The organism is Micromonospora parva, assembly GCF_040649675.1.
Classification (GTDB): domain Bacteria; phylum Actinomycetota; class Actinomycetes; order Mycobacteriales; family Micromonosporaceae; genus Micromonospora; species Micromonospora parva.
Genome location: NZ_JBEZFX010000006.1, coordinates 136,397 through 157,239, shown reverse-complemented (window position 1 = coordinate 157,239; position 20,843 = coordinate 136,397). Strand labels below are relative to the sequence as shown.

Sequence of the window (20,843 nt, the reverse complement as noted above, 5' to 3'; positions counted from 1 at the left end):
ATCAAGGAAGCGGCGAAGTCATGGGCATGCTGACCCCCCAATGGCGCAAGTCGACCCGGTCCGGCGGCAACGGCGGGTCCTGCGTCGAAGTCGCCGACAATCTGCCGAACGTGGTGCTGGTGCGCGACACCAAGGACCGCGACGGCGGCACTCTGCACGTCGACCCGGCAGCCTGGAAGGCGTTCGTCGCCTACGCCAGGCAGCACTGAACGCGAACTCGGAGATCTTGGACAGTTTCCGTCCGGGCAGAACGGAAACTGTCCAAGATCTACTCTGAAAGGTCTCGCGACCGCGGCAGTCGCGCCCGGACCAGGCATGCTGGAACCATGCTGGCCCGTTTCAAGGATCTCTGTCTGGACGCCAACGACGCGCTGGCGCTCGGCGCCTTCTGGGCCCGGATGCTCGACGGTGACGTGGCGGACGCCGGTGACGGCGACACCCGGGTGGACCCGCGCTCCGCGCGCTCGGACGCCGAGTCGATCTGGGTGAACAGGGTGCCCGAGCCCCGGGTCGGCCGGACCCGCGTACACCTGGATCTGCGGTTGGCCGACGCGGACCCGGCGGCGCTGCTCGCGGAGGGCGCCCGACTGGTGCGCGAGCCGGACGACGACGCCGGCCGGTGGGTGCTGGCCGACCCCGACGGGAACGAGTTCTGCGCCCTCGCTGCCGACGCCAACAGCCACCCGGGCCCGTTCCAGCTGGTGGTGGACGCGCTCGACCCGGCCGCCCAGGCGATGTGGTGGGCCGGCGTGCTCGGCGGCACCGTCGAGTACGGGTCGACCGAAGCGGCGGTGCTCGGGGCCGCGGGCCTGCCCTGGGAGCGCTTTGTCTTCGACGGGGTGAGCGAGCCCAAGACGGTCAAGAACCGCATGCACTGGGACGTCGAGTTGGCCGACCCGGAGCCGACGGCGCTGATCGCGGCGGGCGCGACGCTGTTGCGGGAGCCGCTCGACGAGGCGCACTGGTGGTGGGTGCTGGCCGACCCGGAGGGCAACGAGTTCTGCGCCTTCGCACCAGAGCGCACCGGGTGAACGACCGACTACCGGGCGCGGGCGTCGTCGGCTAGCGTTTTCCTAGCGCCGCAGCCGGCGCGTTCGCCGCCGCCGTCGACACGCCTCCGGCCGACCCACGCCTGCCCGATCGGTTGGTAATCGCGGGAACGTCCCACCGCCGCTCCCCCGGTTCGGCAGGATCGTCCCAACGAGGAGGTGCCGTCGTGCAGGACACCCGCGCTCTCGCCCTGACATTCGAGGTGAGCGGCCTGCCACCGGTCAAGACCGAAGCGTTGTCCATCTTCGCCGCCGGGCATCGGCAGGCGACGAGGGTCCGCACCCTGCTCCAGGCCGCCCTCGGCGCGGCCCAGCGCACCGGCTGGACGCCGTTGCCCGGGCCGATCGAGGTGGACCTGGTGTTGCGCTGCCCGCCCGGGCACCGTACGTCCGACGCCAGCACCCTGCTCGGCGGCGTCTGCGCGGTGTTGCAGGACAAGAAGCGGGTGTCGAGCATCGGCCTCACCCACCTCGGCGTCCTGGTGGACGTCGCCCTCTACGACGACGACCGGCAGATCCGCCGGTTGTCGTACCACGAGGAGCCGGCGGAGGACTTCTCATACCAGGTGCGGGTCGCCGCCGTACCGAACGGGGTTTGACCGGCGTTCGCGGTGGGGTACCGCGGACGCCGACGAAGGGAGCACCGATGTCGGAGCCACATGTCACGCTCGACCCCCGCGGGCTCGACCCTGTGCAGCAGAAGCTGCGCGGCCCGCTGGAAGAGCAGCTCACCTCGGCGCTTCAGGCGGCCACCGACCGGGTCCGCGCCGACTACGCGGGCGAACCGGTGGAACAGGTCTGCCAGCGACTGCTGGAGGAGACCCGCTCCGGGTTGCACCCCGACATCGCCGCCGGGTTCAACCCGGACATGGACGAGTTCTGCCGGGTGGCGGTGGCGATCGTCCGGCGCGAGGCCGACTGAGCCCTCAGCGCCGGTCAGTACCGGCCGAGCTGGGCGTACGGGCTGAGCACGATGCGCGGTGACAGCGCCGGGTTCAGCCAGTTGAGCACGGCGACCAGGTGCCCGTGCGCGAGCGAGACGCAACCAGCAGTGGCGTTGCCGGCGCTGGTGCTGAACTGGTGCAGGAAGATCCCGCTGCCCTTGTTCGGCACCGGCTTCGGCACGTTCGGCGCCATGTTGTAGGTGATCACCGCGAAGTGCGTGTACGCGGGAACCTCCTGCCACAGTGCCTCGCTGGCCCCGCCCGGGTTGGTCGCACTGTGCTGGAAGGTGTTGTAGAGCGACGACGACGGGTTCTCGTTCCACCAGTCGCCGCTGACCAACCGGTGGTAGGGGTATCGCACGCCCGGGTTGGCGGCGATGCCGTACATGGTCTGACCGATCGAGTAGACGCCGGTCGGCGTGGTCGGCACCCCCTCCACGTGGTTGTCGCTGAAGCCCTTCGAGCCGATCCGGGCGGGCAACGGCGCCGAGACCGGCTGCCAACCGATGCGGGCCCGCACGAACGTCTCCACTGTGGCGTAGGTGGTGGTGTAGCTGCTCGCGCCGACGATGATCACCTGCTTCGTCTCCGTCGGCAGCGTGGTCAGCGCGCTGGCCCGGTTCTGGCGCTGCCGCCCCGGCCACTGTCGCTGCGTCGGGTCCGTGCCCCAGCCCGGCCGCAGCGGCCCGCCCGCACCGATCGCGGGCGCGGCCGGGGCGAGCACGGTCGGGGCGGCCAGACCTGCCGCCACACCGAGGAGGAAAGATCTGCGCTTCATGCCCGCCATCCTGACAGTCGAACGGACCGGCGGCCCGCCCCCACGCGCCACTGTCGACGAATTCGCGGGCGGTCAGGACCGGGTCCGCAACTACCCGGCCCTGACCCCCGGCCGTCCGACAGGGGAGCGGACAGCTCCGGCACCCGCCGCGCGGGCGTGACACGACGCCGCGCGCCACAACGGGGTGAGCCGGCCCACTCCGCACTCAGCTCCACGGTGCTCACCCGCCGAACGCCGACGCGCCCCCGGCACACCCCGAAAGGCCGTGAGCGCCGGACCAGGTTAGGTGGGCTCCGACCGGCCGGACAAGCCGCGTCGAACGACCGGGGGCAGGACTTATCCCACTGTGAAAATCGGGCAGGTCGGCGTAACACGACCATGATCGCGGACGCTGTTGGGATTCCCGGACGGTCAGAAGTGCCGCAGCAGGTCACGGAACGCGGCGAGCCGCAGCACCCCGTCGTCGGTCGGGTCCAGCTCGTCGTCCTCCAGCACCCACGTGTTCGCGTTCGGGATGAACACCGCGTTCAATCCGGCCGCCCGCGCCGGCAGGATGTCGGACTTCGGGGAGTTGCCGATCATCCACGCGCCGGCCGGCGCGAAGCCGTGCTCCCGAGTGAGCCACCGGTACGTGTCGACGTTCTTCTCGGCGACGATGTGCGCGGCCCCGAAGTGGTGCAGCAGGCCGCAGGCGTCCAGCTTGCGTTGCTGCTCCTCCTGGTCACCCTTGGTCAGCAGCAACAGCTCGTGCCGGCCGGCCAGGTCGTCGAGCGCGTCGGCCACCCCGGGCATCAGCTCCACCTGGTGCTCGACGAGGGCCACCGCCAACCGGTCGATCTCCTGGCGTTCGCTTTCGGTGGCCGGTCGCTCGCGCAGCCGCTCCAGACACTCGGCCAGACTGCGCAGGAAGACCTTGCTGCCGTACCCGTGCGCCACCGCGTTGGCCCGTTCGATGTCGTCGAGGACGGCCCGCAGCTCGGCCCGGTCCAGGGTGGGATGGTCCAGCCAGCCCAGGAAGTCGTCGATCACCCGCTCGAAGACCACGTTGTTCTCCCACAACGTGTCGTCCGCGTCGAAGATCAGCACCTGCGCGTCCCGCCGTGCCCCCGCACCGACCGTCATGCCATCCCCTCCCCGCGCCCACCGCCCGGCAGGCCGAGGGACAGGGTAGGCGGCCGACACCCGGCAGAGCCCATGGTTTTCCGCCCGGCGGGCGTGGTCACGGCCACCGCAGCAACCGTTGGGCGATCAACGCCTCGCGGTCCTCCTGCCCCTCGGGTCGGAGCCGGCCACCACGGGTGAGCATCACCACGCCGTGCAACAGGCTCCAACCCACCTCGGCGAGGGTGTCCGGGTCCCGGCCCTCGGCCAGCGGGGTCAGGGCCGCCCGCAGCTCCGCGAAGACCGCCCGTGGCGCGGCCGGCACACCATCCGCGCCGAGGGCCAGGTCGGGGGTCAGCGCGAGCATCGCGTCATAGACCTCAGGATTCGTGTACGCGAAGTCGAGGTACGCGGTAGCGACGGCCGGCCAGACCCCGTCGGGGCTGCCGACGCTCTCCGCGTGCGCCTCGGCCAGATCGGCGGCCAGATCGGCGAAGGCACACACGGCGACGGCGGCGATCAGCGCCTCCAGGTCGGCGAAGTGCCGGTAGATGTCACCCATGTCGATCGCGGTCCGTTCGGCGAGCCGGCGGGTGGTCACCCCCGACCAGCCCTCCGACTCGGCCAGTTCCCGCGCGGCCGTGACGATGCGGTCACGCCGGTCCTGTTCAGCGGCCTTCTCGGCAGGTCCGGGCACGCACCCGAGCGTAAGGGCGCACACCCGTCGTAGCGGTCGGGTGACGGATTGGTGACTGTTGTGGTTGGCCGGACGCCTCCCGTCCCGTGCCACCGCCGCCGTCCTGGCTCGTTAGGTGAGGAGATCACCACGACGGGAGGGCACGTGGTCGTCCGGGGGCACCGACGCGTGGCGCGACGATGAGGAGCGCCAGCGACGTCCGGCTGCTCCGCGACGACGCCACCCGGCAGCGCGCGACCTTCCTGGAACTCTTCCTCGACCTGGTCTTCGTCTTCGCCCTCACCCGGATCTCCGCGCGGCTGATCGTCGACTTCACCGACGGCCACCGCGGCGTGTACGCGGGCCTCGGCCAGGCTCTGCTGCTGTTCCTGGCGCTGTGGGCGGTCTGGTCGGTGACGGTCTGGTCGACCAGTTGGCTGGACCCGGACGCCCCGATCGTCCAGACCGTCATCATCATGACGTTGGTCGGTGCCATGACGATGGCCGTCGCCGTGCCCGACGGCTTCGGCGCGCGGGCTTCCCTCTTCGCCATCACCCTGGTGACCCTCCAGATCGGCCGGGTGGTGTTTTTCCACCTCGCCGGGCACGGCCGGCCGGATCCCCACCAGTCCATCCGGATCCTGTTCTGGTTCGGCCTGAGCACACCGCTCTGGGTCGGCGGCGGGCTGGTCACCGACGGCACCGTCCGCGGGGCACTCTGGACGCTCGCCGTGCTGATCGACTACACCGGGCTCTTCCTCGGCTGGCCGACCCCCCGACTCGGCGCGCGACGGATCGGCGTCCAGATGATCGCGGCCGAGCACCTGGCCGAGCGGTACCAGCAGTTCCTTCTCATCGCTCTCGGCGAGGCGATCTTCGTCATCGGGCTCGCCTTCAGCGGCAGCGAGTTCCACACCGACCAGACGGGTGGGTTCGTCCTGGCGCTGGCGAGCACCGTCCTGCTCTGGCGGATCTACTTCCACGTGGCGGGCGGAGTGTTGGGCGCGGCCGTCGACAGCTCCCGCGACCCGGCGCGGCTGGCGACCGGCATGGCGTTCGCCCACATGGTCATGATCGCGGGAATCGTGCTGACCGGCGTCGGCTTCGAGTTGTTCATCACCGAACCGCTCGGGCACCTCCCGACGGCCTGGCTCATCGCCATCCTCGGCGGCCCGGCGCTCTTCCTCACCGGGCGTTCCACCCTCGAATACCAGGTCTTCGCCCGGGTGTCCCGGTCCCGGCTGGCCGGCCTGCTGGCCCTCGGCCTGCTGGCACCGGCGGCACCGCACCTCCAACCGCTCACCGCCGGCGCGGTCGCCGCCGTGGTGCTGCTCGGCGTCGCCGCGGCGGACACCCGACGCTCACGCCGCCGTCCCGCGGAGACACCCGCTCCCCCGTACTAGCCGCAACGGCCGTCAACGGCACAGCGTGGTCGCCCGCCGCATGTGGGACAGCTTCTCCGGGTTACGCACCGCGTAGAGCGCGGTGATCACACCGTCGTCGACGCGCAGCGTGACCACCGAGTCGATCTCGCCGTCGAACCGGAGGACCAACGCCGGGTAGCCGTTGACCTCGGCGGGTCGCAACGACATGGCGGCCACCTGGACCTTCCTGCTGGCCAGCAGCCGGGCCACCTTGTCGGCCCCGCTGACCGGCCGCAGCAGCGCCTGTTTGATCCCGCCTCCGTCGCCGAGGAGCACGACATCCGGCGCGAGAACGTCGAGCAGGCCCTGCACGTCGCCGACCTCGACGGCCCGTCGGAACGCGTCCAGCGCCCGCCGGGCGTCCGCCGGGGAGACCATCCCCCGGGGCCGGCGCGCGGCGACGTGCGTTCGTGCCCGGTGCGCGATCTGACGGACGGTGGCTGGGCTCTTGTCGACCGCCTCGGCGATCTCGTCGTACGCCAGGTCGAAGACCTCGCGGAGGACGAACACCGCACGCTCGGTCGGCGCGAGTGTCTCCAGCACCAGCATCATCGCCATCGAGACGCTCTCGGCGAGTTCGACGTCCTCGGCGACGTCGGGCGCGGTCAACAGTGGCTCCGGCAACCAACTGCCGACGTAGGACTCCCTGCGCCGGCCGACCGCCCGGAGCCGGTTGAGCGACAGCCGGGTGGTGATCCGGACCAGGTAGGACCGCTGGTCCCGCACCGCCGGAAGATCCACGTCCGCCCACCGCAGCCAGGTCTCCTGGAGTACGTCCTCCGCGTCGGCGGCCGAGCCGAGCATCTCGTAGGCGACCGTGAAGAGCAGGTTTCGGTGGGCAACGAACGCGTCGACAGCGGGCTGCCCGCTGCCGTCCGCGCTGATGATTCCGCCCTCGGCATCCATGCGTCCTCCAGTCTCGTCGATCTCGGCCGCCTCGCCCACCAGACACCGGCCGCCCACCTCCTGTGACACCCGATGCCGGTGCTCCTCGTCACTCGGGGCGGGTTGTCACAGCGCACCGGCCGGCGGTGTCTCCTGTGCGAACCGACGAGGAGGAAATCTCATGAATCTGGCTCTGTGGATCGCGGCCGGACTGCTGGCCGCGTTGGCCCTGGCCGGCGGCATCACCAAGACGTTCGTACCCAAGGAGAAGTTGGCGGCGGCCAACGGCGGAGGGTGGACCGACGGTGCCAGCGTCGGCTTCGTCAAAACCCTCGGGGTCCTTGAAATCCTGGCCGCGGCCGGTCTCATCCTGCCCGCCGTGCTGGACGTCGCACCGGTGCTGGTGCCGGTGACCGCCATCTGCTGGATGGTGCTGATGGTCGGCGCGATGATCACCCACCTGCGTCACGACGAGGCCAGGTTCATCGTGCTGAACCTGGCCTACCTCGCGGTCGCCGCCTTCGTGGCCTGGGGCCGTCTCGACTCCTCGCCCTTCAGCGGCTGACCGACCTCGTCCCGCTACCCTCACCCGATGAGTTCGCGGACCGCGCTGAGGAGACGAACGAAACACGCTCTGGTGGCCGTGTCCGTCACGCTGGGCCTGCTGTCCTGCCTGTGGGTTCTGTCCTTCGTGTGGTTGCAGATGTTCAAGACCGAGGGAGAGTTGCCACCGACGTCGCGGATGCCGCAGGTGCCGGCCGGAGCAAAGGTCACCGACGAGGGCATGGAATGCGCCTCCGGTGGGTGCTGGCGAACGATCACCGTGGTGCCAGCGGCGGGCCAGTCCTCAGCGGACCTGGCACGGGAGATGGGTCTCTCCAAGGAGCTGATCCTGCCGCCGACCCTCTTCGACCCCGCGTCTGTCTACGTGGGGGCCCACCCGGAAGACGGCGAGCTGATCGTCCACATCGGCTATCGGTGAGCGCCGCGACAGGACGCGCCGGCTGACGATCCGGCACGCGGGTCGGTGCGGCGACACTTGTGCCCGAGCTGCGAGAAGCGAGATCATCACGCATGATCGATCCCTCGCCCGAGGACGACGGGACTCCAGCTGCCTCGCCTCACCTCTCAAGGAGACACAGCCACGTGAAGAAACTATCGAGCGTCGCGTCCGTGCTCGCCCTCTCCGTAGGTATCGCCATCGCCCCGGCGGCTACTGCCTCCGCCGCTACCGACCGGAGCGGCGCGGAACGGCTGAACATCCCGAACAGCAGTGCGTGCAAGGCCGGCCGTACTGTCATGCAGGGCATGGTGGCGGGGGCGGGCGGTCAGCTCTACATCATCTTCACGAAGGCGGCCGGCGCGGAGCCGGTCCTGTCCCGGTGGCTTCGTGACGGCTCGACCTGGGACGGCGCCAGCTGGGTCTGCGCCGGTGCCCCCACCTCCATCCCGACACTCGGCCACGGCAACGACCTCGCCTACAACGCGAACTATCTGGGGCAGGGTCCTGCCTTGATCGCCACCCAGGGAAGCCAGTCCGCGTTCCTGAGCGACAAGGTGACAATCATTCGCCTGAACGCCAACGGAACCATCGGCACAACCAGCGAGGTGCGGCTGCCGATCGGCAACATCAGCGGCCTCTGCTACAGCGCGACGGCTGCCGGTGGAGCCGGCAAGTACGCGGCCCGCCGGTTGGGCAGTCTGTGGACCCATCCCGGCGCTGGCGCGCTCACCAGTGGTTGGACGCTGGTCAAGAGCAACCTGACGAGTCACGACAATCGTTCGGACCAGGGCATCGACTGCTCCGAGAACTACATCTGGAACACCAAGTCGATCAACACCTCAACGCCCACCACGGGGTGGAACTGGGTGTACCAGTACAACTGGTCCGGGGGCGACGTGGAGAGCGACATCGGCATCCCGGGCAACAACCTGACCGACGAGATCGAAGATGTCACCCACGTCGGCAGCGAGTTCTTCGTCGGCATCAACCGCAACGACGGGCTGGCCGACACCGTGAAGGTGCTCACCGAGTAGGCCCAAGCTGAACGGGGTGCGCCCGCACGCACCCGTGGCCGGGGGTCGCTGGGCGTGTCGCCTGGCGGCCCCCGACGCGGGTCGCCGGTCGCCGGTCGCCGGTCGCCGGTCGCCCGTCATGATCGTGCTCGATCCAGGATCGAGTGGCCTCCCTGCGCCAGCGACACCACTACATCATGGATCGAGCACGATCATGCCCAACGCCAGCGGGGTTGAGGCCGGGTGGCCCAGCAAGATCCGTGCAACATCCCTGATGTTGCTGCCTCCGCAGCCCCTGACACAGCAACATCCGAGAAGTTGCGCAGATCTTGCCGGCAGGTGGGTGATGCGGGGTGAACAGGCGACAGGCGGGCAGGCGGGGCCGGGCGGGTGCGGGGGCCGGGCGGGCCGGGCGGGTGCGGGGGATCTCAGCGGCGCAACGTGAGGATCAGGTCGGCCACCAGGGCGGTCCAGCCGGTCTGGTGCCAGGCACCCAGGCCGGCCCCGTTGTCGCCGTGGAAGTACTCCGGGAAGGCGATCAGGTCCCGCCAGTCCGGGTGGGTCTGAAACAGCTGCGCGGCGCCGTAGATCGGGCGTCGACCCCAGTCGTCCTGGGTGAAGAGCGCGATCAGCCGGGCCGAGAGGTCGTCGGCGATCTCGTCCAGGGTGCGCTTCACACCGGAGCGGGTCGGGTACTCCACCTGGAGGTCGTCGCCGAAGAACGCCGCGTAGTCCCGCAACGCGCTGATCAGCAGGAAGTTCGTCGGCATCCAGATCGGACCACGCCAGTTCGAGTTGCCTCCGAACAGCCCGCTGGTCGACTCGGCCGGCTCGTAGCCGACGGAGAACTCCTGCCCGCCGAGGGTGACCGAGAACGGCTTGTCCAGGTGCGCGCGGGACAGCGTACGGAGGCCGAACTCGGAGAGGAACTCGTCGGGGTCGAGCATCCGGGCGAGCAGCCGGACCACCTGCTCCGGGCCGACCATTGACAACAGCCGCTGCTGCCGGCCGTCGGGGCCCAGCCGGCGGGTGCCGATCACCTGGGCGTACTCCGGGCGGTTGGTCAGGAACCAGCGCAACCGCGCGCCCAGCTCCGGCAGACGGTGCAGGGTCTTCGCGGTGAGCCGGGTGGTGGCGGCCAACGGCAGCAATCCGACCACCGAACGGACCTTCAGCGGCACCTTCGTGCCGTCGGCGAGGCGCAGCACGTCGTAGAAGAAGGCGTCCTCCTCGTCCCACAACCCCTGCTCGTACGCGGCGGCGGCGATGTAGGCGAAGTGCTCGAAGAACTTGGTGGCGGTGTCCACCCAGGTCCGGTCGTGTTCGGCGAGCACGATCGCGATGTCCAGCAGGTTGAGGGCGTACATGCCCATCCAGCCGGTGCCGTCGGACTGCTCCAGCACACCGGCCACCGGCAGCGCCGCCGAGCGGTCGAACGGCCCGACGTTGTCGAGCCCGAGGAAACCGCCCTCGAAGACGTTGTTGCCGCCGGTGTCCTTGCGGTTGACCCACCAGGTGAAGTTGATCAGCAGCTTGTGCATCACCCGGGCCAGGAAGTCGTGGTCCCGGCTGCCGTCGATCTCGAACACCTTCAGCGCCGCCCAGGCGTGCACCGGCGGGTTCACGTCACCGAACGCCCACTCGTACGCCGGGATCTGGCCGTTGGGGTGCAGGTACCACTCGCGGAGCAGGAGCAGCAGTTGCTCCTTGGCGAAGCTCGGGTCGACCCGGGCGATGCTCACGCAGTGGAAGGCCAGGTCCCAGGCCGCGTACCAGGGGTATTCCCACGGGTCGGGCATGGAGATGACGTCGAAGCTGGTCATGTGCCACCAGGCGCTGTTGCGCCCGTGCCGACGCCCGGCCGGCGGCGTGGAACCCGGGTCGCCTTCCAGCCACCGCTTGACGTCGAAGTGGTAGAACTGCTTGCCCCACATCAGCCCGGCGATGGCCTGCCGGGCGACCAGCGCCTCGTCGGGGGTGGCGGCCGGCGGGATCACCCCGGCGAAGAACCGGTTCGCCTCGGCCCGTCGCGCCCACACCACTGCCTCGAAGCCCTCGCTGAGGTCGGCCGGGGGCGGCGGCGCGGCGGCCGGCGGCGACGCGGTACGGGTGAGCCGCAGCCGGATCTGGCGCTGCTCGCCGGCCGGCACGTCGAGCACGTAGTGCAGTGCACCCTTGGTGCCCTCCCGGGCCGGGTTGACGGTGGCCGCGCCGTTGACGACGTGGTCGTTGATGCCGTCCTTCGGGTACTTCGACCGGCCGGGCAGGCCCCACAGCCGTTCGGCGTTGGTGTCGTTGTCACAGAGCAGTGGCACGGGGCCGCCGTCGCCCTCCAGCAGCAGTTGGCCGAGCACCCGGTGCTCGCCGACGAGCCGGGTGCCCTGGCCGGTGAGCCGGGGGATCCGGTCGCCACCGGGCAGGCCCCAGGACCAGGTGTTACGGAACCACAGGGTGGGCAGGACGTGCAGGGTCGCCGCCTGGTCGCCCCGGTTGGCGACGGTCACCACCATGCAGAGGTCGGTCGGGGACGCCTTGGCGTAGTCGACGGTCACCGCCCAGTACCGGTCGTCGTCGAAGATCCCGGTGTCGACCAGCTCGTACTCGGTGTCGTCGCGGCCGCGCAACGCGTTCACCGCGACGAGTTCGTCGTACGGGAAGGCGGCCTGCGGGTAGTGGTAGCGCCAGCGCATCCAGGAGTGCGTGGGCGTGGAGTCCTCGTACCACCAGTACTCCTTGACGTCCTCGCCGTGGTTGCCGCCGTCGCCGCCGAGGCCGAACATCCGCTCCTTGAGGATCGGGTCCTTGCCGTTCCAGAGGGCGAGGGCGAAGGCGAAGGTCTGTCGGTCGTCGCAGACGCCGGCCATCCCGTCTTCATTCCACCGGTAGGCTCTGGACCGCGCGTGGTCGTGCGGGAAGTAGTCCCAGGCCGTACCGTGCTCGCTGTAGTCCTCCCGTACCGTCCCCCACGCCCGTTCGGACAGATAGGGACCCCATGCACGCCAGTCCTGCTCCCCCGAGTCGGCCTGGGCGAGCCGGAGCCGCTCAGCGTCGGGTGGCGAGGCGTCGGAGGACGATCGGTCAGTGATCACGTGCACATCTTTGACGTCGCCGCGGTACTTGACCACAGCGGCCATTCTCGTCGTGGCGTGTTACACCTTGCCGCCGGTGGAGGAAACTTGATCGACATTCACTTCGGCCCGCAGGTCTGCGGCGATCTGACCAGCGCCGCGAGCCGGGAGTGGCTGGTCCCCGACGGTCTCGGCGGCTACGCGATGGGCACTGTCGGCGGGCTGCGGACCCGTCGCTACCACGGTCTGTTGGTGGTTTCCGGCGAAACGCCGGCGTCCCGCCAGGTGGGACTGGTCAGTCTCGATCCGGCGGTCACACTGCCGTCCGGCACGCGGGTGCGCCTCGGCGCGCACGAGTGGGCCTCCGGTGACGTCGACCCGCGCGGCTTCGAGCTGTTGGAGCGCTTCGACCTGGTCGACGGGCTGCCCCGGTGGCGGTGGCGGATCGGCGACGTGGTGATCGAACGGGAGCTGGCGATGCTGCCCGGCCGCTCCTGTGTCGCGGTGGTGCACCGGCTGGTCGCCGGTGGCCCCGTCCGGCTGGAGCTGTCGGCCGCCTGCACCTGGCGGGACGCGCACGGCGAACGGCGGGCCGACGGCCCGATCCCCCAGGTCGAGGCGGTTGCCGACGGCGCGGTGGTCGAGGGCGCGTACCGGCTCGCCGGCCCGGGTTGGGCCCCCGAGGGGCAGTGGTGGCTGGGCGTGCACCATCGCGAGGAGGCCAACCGGGGGCTGCACCCGGACGAGGACGTCTGGTACGCGGGCCGTTTCTCCGGTGAGCTGGAACGCCCCGGTGACACCGTGTCGGTGCGGGCCTGGGCCGGTCGACTCGACGAGGAGCCGCCGCCGGCGACGGAGATCGTGGCGACGGCCCGACGGCGCAACCGGCAGGTGGTGGCGACGGCGAAGCCGGCCGACGACGTGGCGGCGACCCTGACGCTGGCCGCCGACGCGTTCGTGGTGCGCACCGAACACGCGGCGGTGGATGTGGTCGCCGGGTACCCGTGGTTCGGGGCCTGGTCGAGGGACACGATGATCTCGTACGAGGGGTTGTTCCTCTGCACCGGCCGCGCCGACGAGGGGCGGGACCTGCTGCGGGCGTACGCGGCGACGCTGTCCGAGGGGATGCTCGCCAACACCGCCGACACCGGTCGGGTGGAGTACAACACCGCCGACGGCACGTTGTGGTTCCTGCACGCGGTGAGCCGGCACGTCACCGTCACCGGCGACACCGACCTCGGCGACGCGTTGCTGCCCGCCCTGCACACGGTGATCGACGCTCATGTCGCCGGCACCCGGTACGGGATCCGCGTCGACCCGACCGACGGCCTGCTCACCCAGGGCGCCGCCGGCACCGCGCTGACCTGGATGGATGCCCGGGTGTACGGGGTGCCGGTCACCCCGCGTACCGGCAAGCCGGTCGAGGTCAACGCGTTGTGGATCAATGGCCTGGCCGGGCTCGCGGAGCTGACCGAGCTGGCCGGGCGGAACGCCGACGGGCTGTGGCGACTCCACGCGCAGGCCACCGCCTCGTTCCGGGAGCGGTTCCCGGCGCCGACCGGGTGGTTGCACGACGTGCTGGACGCGCCCGCGCCGGCGTACCCGTTGGGTGGGGCGGCCCTGCACGACGACGACGCGTTACGCCCCAACCAGTTGCTGGCCTGGTCGCTGCCGTACGCGCCGATGGAGCCGGACGAGCAGACGCTGCGCCGGGTGGCGGCGGGGCTGCTCACCCCGCTCGGGCCGCGCAGTCTCGCACCGGACTCCGCGGAGTTCGTGGGCCGGCACCGGGGTGGCCCCGCCGACCGGGACGGGGGCTACCACCAGGGCACTGTGTGGCCGTGGTTGCTCGGCCCGTACGTGGATGCCGCCCGCCGGGGGAAGATGTCCGTCGATGACGTGTTCGTCGGCATTGAGTCCCATTTGATGGAATATGGGATAGGATCGGTGAGCGAGACGGCCGATGGCCTCGCGCCGCACACCGCCACCGGGTGCCCGTTCCAGGCATGGTCGGTGGCCGAGCTGCTGCGGGTGCGGCGAAAGAGCCAGTAGCGCTTTACACGACCGCAACGGTGGTGTCGCCGCTGGTTATCGCGATCCCGGCAGGATTGGCCCCGATCCAGACGCGACGGCGACATCGATTCCGGTGTCGGTCGGCGCGCGCCCGGGGACAACTCAAAGGGGGCCGCATGTCACTCGATGCCCACGTGATCGACATCAACCCCGCCCGACAGCTGCGGGTGCTGATGCTCTCCTGGGAGTACCCGCCGGTGCTCGTCGGCGGTCTCGGTCGACACGTGCACGCCCTCTCCGTCGCCCTCGCCGCCGCCGGCCACGAGGTCACCGTCGTCACCCGGCACAGCGACGGCGCGCCCCTGGAGGAGTACGCCGAGGGCGTACGCATCCTGCGCGCTCCCGAGGACCCGGTCACCTTCCCCCTCGCCACCAGCTCGCTGCTGGCCTGGACGATGGCCTTCAACCACACCCTCACCCGCACCGCGCTGCGCGCCACCGAAGCCGGCTCGTACGACGTCATCCACGCCCACGACTGGCTCGTCGCCCACACGGCCGTCACCCTCGCCGAGCACCTGGACCTGCCCCTGGTCACCACCATGCACGCCACCGAGGCCGGTCGGCACCAGGGCTGGCTGCCGGAGGAGATGAACCGCACCATCCACGGCGTCGAGCACTGGCTCAGCAATTCCTCCGTCCGGGTGATCACCTGTTCCGGGTACATGCGCGAGCAGGTGACCACGCTCTTCGACATGCCGGCCAGCCAGGTCGACGTGGTACCCAACGGGGTCGACGACCGGGCCTGGCGGGCCCGTCCCCGAGCTGTCGCGTCGGCCCGGGCGCGCTTCGCCGGGGACGGCCCGCTGGTCGGGTACGCCGGACGGCTGGTCTACGAGAAGGGTGTCCAGCACCTGGTGCACGCCGTACCCCGGCTGCGGGAGCGGCATCCGGGGCTGCGCGTGGTGATCGCCGGCGACGGCCCGTACCGCACCGAGTTGGAGGCGGAGGCCCGGCGGCTGGCGCTGAGTTCGACGGTCCGGTTCACCGGCTTTCTCGACGCCACCCAACTGCCGGCGATGCTCGGCGCCACCGACGCGACAGTGGTCCCCAGCCTCTACGAGCCGTTCGGCATGGTGGCGCTGGAGGCGGCGGCCGCCGGAGCACCCCTCGCCGTGGCCCGGACCGGGGGTCTCGCCGAGATCGTCGAACCCGGCGTGACCGGGGTGACGTTCCCGCACAGTGACCCGGACGCGCTCGCCGGCGCGGTCGGCCAACTGCTCGGCGACGAGGTCTTCGCCCGACGGCTGGCCCGCCGGGCACGCACCATGGTCGGCGAACGGTACGGCTGGGCGACCATCGCGGCCCGCACCGCCGCCAGCTACGCCACCGCTCGGCGCGAACACGGCCCCGTCCAGGCCCGCCGCGCCGCTGCCCGGCTGGCCGGCGGACGGACCCGGATCGCCATCCCGGAGGGGAATCTGCTGACCCGGGCCGACCCCGCCGCGTGCTGACGTACGTCGGATGACCTATAGGTGACTTCCGATCCGCTGGTTAGGGTGTAGCCCGAACAGCGGCTGAGGAGGAGCGTGCACAGGTGCTGATCGCCGGTCGGTACCGACTGCTCGACCTTGTGGGTCGCGGGGGCATGGGTCGGGTGTGGCGCGCCCGCGACGAGATGCTGCACCGCGAGGTGGCGGTCAAGGAGATCGTGCCACCGAGTTGGCTTGACGATCGTGGCCGGGCCGAGGTGCGCCTGCGCACCATGCGGGAGGCGCGGGCGGCGGCCCGGCTCAACCACCCCGCCGTGGTCCGGCTCTACGACGTGGTCGCGGTCGACGACAGCCCCTGGATCGTGATGGAGTACGTCCCGTCCCGCACCCTCCAGGACGTCGTGGACGCCGAGGGGCCCCTGGAGCCCGCCCGCGCGGCCCGGATCGGTCTGGCCGTGCTCGACGCATTGCAGGCCGCGCACAGCGCCGGGGTGCTGCACCGCGACATCAAACCGCAGAACGTGCTCGTGGCGCACGACGGGCGGGTGATGCTCACCGACTTCGGGCTGGCCACCTTCGACGGTGGCGACGGCGCGATGACCCGCCCCGGCATGGTCCTCGGCTCTCCGCAGTACGTGGCCCCGGAGCGGGCCTCCGACGGGGTGTCCTCGGTGGCCGCCGACCTGTGGTCGCTCGGCGCGACACTGCACGCCGCCGTGGAGGGGCAGTCCCCGTACGCCCGCAGCACCGCGATGGCCACCCTGAGCGCGCTGGCCGCCGGTCCGCCGGACCCGGCCCCGCACGCCGGCGCGCTCGCGCCGGTGCTGCACGGGCTGCTCCGCCGCAACCCGGACGACCGCCTCGGCCACGACGCGGCCCGTCGGTTGCTCAGGACGGCAGCGGGCGGCCGGGCCGACCCACCAGCGGTGACCGACCGCCCCTCGGCCGACGGGCCGGCGTCGGGGGCGCTCGACCCGGGCACCGCCGCCGACGACCTCGACCCCACCATTCCGCTGCCCGACCCGGCCGCGACGGAAGCCGGTGCTGCCTCCCCCGCACCGGACCCGTCCGCCGCCGGGCGTACCGCGCGTCGGGTGGCGGTGGTCGCCGTGGCGCTGCTGGTGGCCGTGGTGGCCGGCGTCGGCACCGCACTGACCGTCACCGGTGACAAGCCCGGCGACGTCACCGGCTGGTCCTCGCCGACGCCGGGCGCCGGGCCGCTCGGTCCCGGCCCGCTGCCGAGGGGACGCGGTGTTCCCCCACCCCCGTTCGCGTGTGTCCGCCCGGACATCGTCGGGACGCCCGTACGGGCCGGCACTCCGAGCGCGGGCGACGGGTTCCAACCGCCGCCCGGCTGGATCTGGTACGCCGACGTCACCGGATTCCGGGTCTCCGTACCGGCGACGTGGTGGACCTCCCGCGACGGCACTGTGGTGTGCTTCCAGGACCCGGCGACCGGCCGGGCCTTCAGCGTCGCCGAGGGCGGCGCTGTCGATCCGCTGCAGCGGGTGCGCGCCCTCCGCGACAAGGCAGCCGCGGCGGGGGCCCTGCCCGGGTACGACGAGATCCGGCTCGCCACCGGCGACGGCGCCGCCGAGTGGGAGTGTCGCTGGGAGACACCGCACGGGCGGTGGCTGCGCGCCCGCCAGCAGACCCTCGGCGCCGACCGCTGGACGCTGGGTTGGATCACCTTCGACGAGGACTGGACCGGGGCCGCCGCCGACTGGGAAATGGTGCGAAAGAGTTTCCGACCACCCCGCTGACCTGCACCGTATGGCCATGATCCGGACCACCGTCCGGTCTGGATCGAGGCCGCACAGTGGATGAGAAAGCCGACATTGGTGGCTATCGTGGATCCCGGGGTGACCGAGGGGGAGCGACCGTGCATCAGTTGCTGATCGCGGGTCGGTACCGGCTGCTCGACCTGGTCGGCACCGGCGGAATGGGCCGGGTGTGGCTTGCTCGCGACGAGATGCTGCACCGCGACGTGGCGCTGAAGGAGGTCGTGCCGCCGTCCTGGCTGGCCGAGACCGAACGTGCGGAGTTGCGGCTGCGCACCCTGCGGGAGGCACGCACCGCCGCCCGGCTCAACCATCCCAACGTGGTCCGCCTCTACGACGTGGTGCACGACCGGGACAGCCCCTGGATCGTGATGGAGTACGTGCCATCCCGGTCGGTGCAGCAGATCATCAGCGCCGAAGGGCCACTGAGTCCGCCGCGCACCGCCCGGATCGGGCTGGCGGTGCTCGCCGCGTTGCGGGCCGCGCACGCCGCCGGGGTGCTGCACCGCGATGTGAAGCCGCACAACGTGCTCGTGGCCGACGACGGGCGGGTGATGCTCACCGACTTCGGGTTGGCCACCTTCGACGGCGGCGACGGCACGATGACCGGGCCCGGCACGGTGCTCGGCTCACCGCAGTTCGTCGCGCCGGAGCGGGCCCGCGAAGGGGTGTCCGACGCGCGTACCGACATGTGGTCGCTGGGCGCGACGCTCTACGCGACGGTCGAGGGGCAGTCACCGTACGCGAGGTCGAGCGCCATGGCGACGCTCAGCGCACTGGCCACCGAACCACCTGACCCGATGCGTCGGGCCGGCCCGTTGCGTCCCGTCCTCACCGGCCTGTTGCAGCGGGACCCCTGGCGGCGGCTGACCGCCCTCGAGGTGGAGCCGCTGTTGCGCAGCGCCGCGGCGAGCCCCGACGAGCCCGCCGCGCCGGCCCGGTCGGCGGCGGTCGCGGCGGTCCGCAGCGCCGGCCGGGCGAGCACGCCCCACCCGGTCGAACCGGCGCCTCCGTCGGACGAACCGGCGACGCAGACCCCGCGCCCACCGCGCCGGACCGTCTGGCGACGCCGCCTGATCGCCCTGGGCGGTGCGGCGGCGGCCCTGCTCGTCGCGGGCGGCGTCACGCTGGCCCTGGTCGATCGGCACGATGAGCGGACCCCACCGTCCGGCGCGGGTGGCGGCGCACCGACCCACCGGCCGGCGGCGTTCGCCTGCGCGTCGTCCCCGCCACCGTCGGCCACCCCGGTGGTGTCGGTGTCCCCGCCGGCCGACGCGAGATACCGGCTGCCCGAGGGGTGGACCTGGCACGACGACCCGACCGGGTTCCGGATCGCCGCGCCGGTGGGCTGGGCGCGCTGGACCGAAGGTCCGGTGACCTGCTTTCGCAGGTCCAGCGGGTCCCGGGTGCTCAGCGTCGAGGCGGGTCCGGCCCGCGCGGACCCGGTGGCGTACTGGAAGGCCGAGGAGTCGCGGTTGACCACGAGCGCGGCATTGCCGGGTTATCGCAAGGTGGACATCTCCGCGATGGACATCTTCGAGGGCGGCGCGGTGTGGGAGTGCGGCTGGCTGAACGCCCTCGGCGTTGCGGTGCACAGTTTCCGGCTGCTGATCAACACGTCGGCGGGCCGCTCGTACACCGTCTCCTGGTTGACAGAAGAGTTCGACTGGCAGGTCAACGCGGCATACTTGCCGATGATCCGGCAGAGCTTCACCCCCACCCCGTAACTCCGTCCGATGTGGACCTGACGGGTGATGCCCCTGCGGCGCTGAGGCTGACTACAGTGGCGTAGTTTTGGGCGCTCAAGATCCTTGGGGAGGGTGAGCCGAGATGATGGGACCGCAACACGCGCTGTCCGGCGCGGCGGTGTGGTTGGCTGGCTCCTGGGCACTGGAGCAGTTCGCCGACTATCACCAGTCGCCGCTCGCGTTGGCGGTGGGCACCGCGGTGTGCGCCGGTGGCGCGCTCTTCCCCGACCTCGACATGTCGGGCAAGGTGACCAAGAACCAGGGTGGGGCCACCGTGGCCCGTACCTTCGGGGTCTTCTCGCTCTTCGCCGCCGAGGTGATGGAGAAGGTCTCCCTCGGGGTCTACTACGCCACGAAGCTCAGCAAGGATCCGCGCCGCAACAACGGGCACCGGACGCTGACCCACACGCTGCCGTTCACCGTGCTGGTCGGCTGGGGCACCACCGCGCTCTGCGCCGCGTACGGCAAGTGGGCCGTCATCACCATCCTGTTCTTCATGTTCGGCCTGGCGCTGCGCGGGCTGTTCGATGAGTGGGCCGAGCGGGCCGGCTGGGTGATCATCACTCTCGCGTCGGCCGGGGCGGCCTGGTTCACCTACGCCAACCTGCCGGGCGGACGCGGCTATCCGCTGATCGGCACCGCGCTGGGCGTGGGCTGCTTCGTGCACATCCTCGGCGACATGATCACCCGTGCCGGCGTGCCGATTCTCTGGCCGATCCCGATCAAGCGGCGCATGTGGATGATGATCGGCCTGCCGAACCGCATCGCCCTGCGCGTCGGCAGCAAGGCCGAGGTGGTCGGCATGCGCATCGCGCTGACCGCCGTCTCGGCGCTCGCCACCGTCGGCCTGGTCGCGCCCTCGGTGCTGAGCCGATTCGACATCGAGATATGACCGGTCCGGCGCCGGTCGTCCCGCCGGTCGCCGACGAGCGCGTACCGGAGTTCTGCCGCGCGCTGGGGCTGCCGGGCCTCGCCGACGTGCACGTGCACTTCCTGCCGCCGCGACTGCTGCGTCGGGTGTGGGCCTACTTCGACGCCGCCGGGCCGCTGGTCGGCACCGAGTGGCCGATCCGTTACCGGTGGAGCGACGCCGACCGGGTCGCGCACCTGCGCCGGCTCGGGGTGCGGGCGTTCAGCGCGCTGGCGTACGCGCACCGGCCGGGCATGGCGGCCGACCTCAACCGCTGGACGCTGGACTTCGCCCGCGACACCCCGGGCTGCCTGGCCTCGGCCACGTTCTACCCGGAGCCGGAGGCCCCCGCGTACGTCGAGGCGGCCCTCGCCGAGGGTGCCCGGCTGTTCAAGCTGCACCTGCAGGTCGGCGGTTTCGCACCGACCGATCCGGCACTGGACCAGGTGTGGGGAATGCTGTCGGACGCGGGTGTGCCGGTGGTGGTGCACGCCGGGCACGCCCCGGTGGGCACCGCCCACACCGGCCCGGACCCGTTCGCCGCCCTGCTCGCCCGCCACCCTCGGCTGACCGCCGTGGTGGCGCACCTGGGCGCCCCGGACTACCGGGCGTTCCTGGACCTCGCCGAGACGTACGAGCGGGTTCGGCTGGACACCACAATGGCGTTCACGCCCTTCTTCGACCAGTTCGTCCCCTTCCCCGCCGACGAGTTGCCCCGGTTGCGGGAGCTGGGGCTGGCCGGCAAGGTGCTGCTGGGCAGCGACTTCCCGAACATCCCGTACCCGTACGCCGATCAGGTGGCCGGGCTGGCCCGGCTGGACCTGGGCGACGACTGGCTGCGCGCGGTCTGCTGGGACAGCGCCGCCGCCCTCTTCGACCTCGCCTGACCCGCCGCACCCTCCCGCCGCCGCGCCCGCCGCCCCGCCGCGCCCGCCGCACCCTCCCGCCACCCCCGCCGCG

General features: G+C 71.4%; 20 protein-coding genes. 15 read left to right on the top strand and 5 right to left on the bottom strand.

Annotation, left to right across the window (positions count from 1 at the left end):
- The first annotated feature begins 26 nt into the window (after positions 1 to 26).
- From AB0C03_RS16890 to AB0C03_RS16875, 4 genes are all read left to right on the top strand, one after another.
- Complete coding sequence (locus AB0C03_RS16890; RefSeq protein ID WP_030328693.1) at positions 27 to 209, top strand: DUF397 domain-containing protein; 183 nt, start codon at positions 27 to 29, stop codon at positions 207 to 209.
- Between the two features lie 117 nt (positions 210 to 326).
- The gene (locus AB0C03_RS16885) at positions 327 to 1,031 is read left to right on the top strand and encodes a VOC family protein (protein WP_210865332.1); all 705 of its coding nucleotides are present in this window, start codon (positions 327 to 329) and stop codon (positions 1,029 to 1,031) included.
- A 185-nt stretch (positions 1,032 to 1,216) separates the two neighbouring features.
- Positions 1,217 to 1,648, top strand: a complete 432-nt coding sequence (locus AB0C03_RS16880; protein WP_030328697.1) for a RusA family crossover junction endodeoxyribonuclease — start codon at positions 1,217 to 1,219, stop codon at positions 1,646 to 1,648.
- Between the two features lie 47 nt (positions 1,649 to 1,695).
- Positions 1,696 to 1,971 carry a hypothetical protein gene (locus AB0C03_RS16875; protein WP_030328699.1) on the top strand — a complete coding sequence of 92 codons (276 nt, stop codon included), beginning with the start codon at positions 1,696 to 1,698 and terminating at the stop codon, positions 1,969 to 1,971.
- 14 nt (positions 1,972 to 1,985) lie between these two features.
- Here AB0C03_RS16875 and AB0C03_RS16870 read toward each other — a convergent pair whose 3' ends face one another.
- Positions 1,986 to 2,771 carry a L,D-transpeptidase family protein gene (locus tag AB0C03_RS16870; protein WP_167337271.1) on the bottom strand — a complete coding sequence of 262 codons (786 nt, stop codon included), beginning with the start codon at positions 2,769 to 2,771 and terminating at the stop codon, positions 1,986 to 1,988.
- Between AB0C03_RS16870 and AB0C03_RS16865 the strand changes: the two genes are divergently transcribed.
- Positions 2,770 to 2,931, top strand: coding sequence for a hypothetical protein (locus AB0C03_RS16865; RefSeq protein ID WP_156057313.1), 162 nt, complete (start codon positions 2,770 to 2,772; stop codon positions 2,929 to 2,931). The two genes, AB0C03_RS16870 and AB0C03_RS16865, sit on opposite strands and share 2 nt — an antisense overlap.
- Before the next feature lie 251 nt (positions 2,932 to 3,182).
- Here AB0C03_RS16865 and AB0C03_RS16860 read toward each other — a convergent pair whose 3' ends face one another.
- Together AB0C03_RS16860 and AB0C03_RS16855 are read right to left on the bottom strand one after the other, a co-directional pair.
- Positions 3,183 to 3,893, bottom strand: a complete 711-nt coding sequence (locus tag AB0C03_RS16860) for an HAD family hydrolase (RefSeq protein WP_030328703.1) — start codon at positions 3,891 to 3,893, stop codon at positions 3,183 to 3,185.
- A gap of 97 nt (positions 3,894 to 3,990) precedes the next feature.
- Complete coding sequence (locus tag AB0C03_RS16855; RefSeq protein WP_030328705.1) at positions 3,991 to 4,569, bottom strand: TetR/AcrR family transcriptional regulator; 579 nt, start codon at positions 4,567 to 4,569, stop codon at positions 3,991 to 3,993.
- 179 nt (positions 4,570 to 4,748) lie between these two features.
- Between AB0C03_RS16855 and AB0C03_RS16850 the strand changes: the two genes are divergently transcribed.
- The gene (locus AB0C03_RS16850; protein ID WP_357637576.1) at positions 4,749 to 5,951 is read left to right on the top strand and encodes a low temperature requirement protein A; all 1,203 of its coding nucleotides are present in this window, start codon (positions 4,749 to 4,751) and stop codon (positions 5,949 to 5,951) included.
- A 12-nt stretch (positions 5,952 to 5,963) separates the two neighbouring features.
- On the opposite strand, the gene AB0C03_RS16845 is transcribed toward AB0C03_RS16850, so the two are convergent.
- Positions 5,964 to 6,947 (bottom strand): RNA polymerase sigma-70 factor, encoded by a 984-nt coding sequence (locus AB0C03_RS16845; protein WP_374224260.1) that lies wholly within the window; start codon positions 6,945 to 6,947, stop codon positions 5,964 to 5,966.
- 91 nt (positions 6,948 to 7,038) lie between these two features.
- Between AB0C03_RS16845 and AB0C03_RS16840 the strand changes: the two genes are divergently transcribed.
- The 3 genes from AB0C03_RS16840 to AB0C03_RS16830 all read left to right on the top strand — a co-directional run bounded on the left by AB0C03_RS16840 (position 7,039) and on the right by AB0C03_RS16830 (position 8,894).
- Complete coding sequence (locus tag AB0C03_RS16840; RefSeq protein WP_210865335.1) at positions 7,039 to 7,422, top strand: DoxX family protein; 384 nt, start codon at positions 7,039 to 7,041, stop codon at positions 7,420 to 7,422.
- Positions 7,423 to 7,449: 27 nt separating this feature from the next.
- Positions 7,450 to 7,839 (top strand): hypothetical protein, encoded by a 390-nt coding sequence (locus AB0C03_RS16835; RefSeq protein WP_210865336.1) that lies wholly within the window; start codon positions 7,450 to 7,452, stop codon positions 7,837 to 7,839.
- A gap of 164 nt (positions 7,840 to 8,003) precedes the next feature.
- Positions 8,004 to 8,894: a hypothetical protein gene (locus AB0C03_RS16830; RefSeq protein ID WP_357637572.1), complete on the top strand. Its 891-nt coding sequence runs from the start codon at positions 8,004 to 8,006 to the stop codon at positions 8,892 to 8,894.
- 407 nt (positions 8,895 to 9,301) lie between these two features.
- Here the strand turns inward: AB0C03_RS16830 and AB0C03_RS16825 are convergent, their stop codons facing one another.
- Positions 9,302 to 12,007: an MGH1-like glycoside hydrolase domain-containing protein gene (locus AB0C03_RS16825; protein WP_030328720.1), complete on the bottom strand. Its 2,706-nt coding sequence runs from the start codon at positions 12,005 to 12,007 to the stop codon at positions 9,302 to 9,304.
- Positions 12,008 to 12,049: 42 nt separating this feature from the next.
- On the opposite strand from AB0C03_RS16825, the gene AB0C03_RS16820 reads away from it, so the two are divergent.
- The 6 genes from AB0C03_RS16820 to AB0C03_RS16795 all read left to right on the top strand — a co-directional run bounded on the left by AB0C03_RS16820 (position 12,050) and on the right by AB0C03_RS16795 (position 20,770).
- The gene (locus AB0C03_RS16820) at positions 12,050 to 13,993 is read left to right on the top strand and encodes an amylo-alpha-1,6-glucosidase (protein WP_357637568.1); all 1,944 of its coding nucleotides are present in this window, start codon (positions 12,050 to 12,052) and stop codon (positions 13,991 to 13,993) included.
- A 137-nt stretch (positions 13,994 to 14,130) separates the two neighbouring features.
- On the top strand, positions 14,131 to 15,465 hold the full coding sequence (locus AB0C03_RS16815) for a glycosyltransferase family 4 protein (protein ID WP_036410767.1): 1,335 nt from the start codon (positions 14,131 to 14,133) through the stop codon (positions 15,463 to 15,465).
- 83 nt (positions 15,466 to 15,548) lie between these two features.
- The gene (locus AB0C03_RS16810; protein ID WP_357637565.1) at positions 15,549 to 17,207 is read left to right on the top strand and encodes a serine/threonine-protein kinase; all 1,659 of its coding nucleotides are present in this window, start codon (positions 15,549 to 15,551) and stop codon (positions 17,205 to 17,207) included.
- A gap of 119 nt (positions 17,208 to 17,326) precedes the next feature.
- A complete protein-coding gene (locus tag AB0C03_RS16805; protein WP_357637562.1) occupies positions 17,327 to 18,952 on the top strand; it encodes a serine/threonine-protein kinase in 1,626 nt (541 codons plus the stop codon).
- Positions 18,953 to 19,055: 103 nt separating this feature from the next.
- Positions 19,056 to 19,865, top strand: coding sequence for a metal-dependent hydrolase (locus AB0C03_RS16800; RefSeq protein ID WP_030328731.1), 810 nt, complete (start codon positions 19,056 to 19,058; stop codon positions 19,863 to 19,865).
- Positions 19,862 to 20,770, top strand: coding sequence for an amidohydrolase family protein (locus tag AB0C03_RS16795; RefSeq protein WP_030328734.1), 909 nt, complete (start codon positions 19,862 to 19,864; stop codon positions 20,768 to 20,770). Before AB0C03_RS16800 ends, AB0C03_RS16795 begins: the two co-directional genes overlap by 4 nt.
- Positions 20,771 to 20,843: the final 73 nt, after the last annotated feature.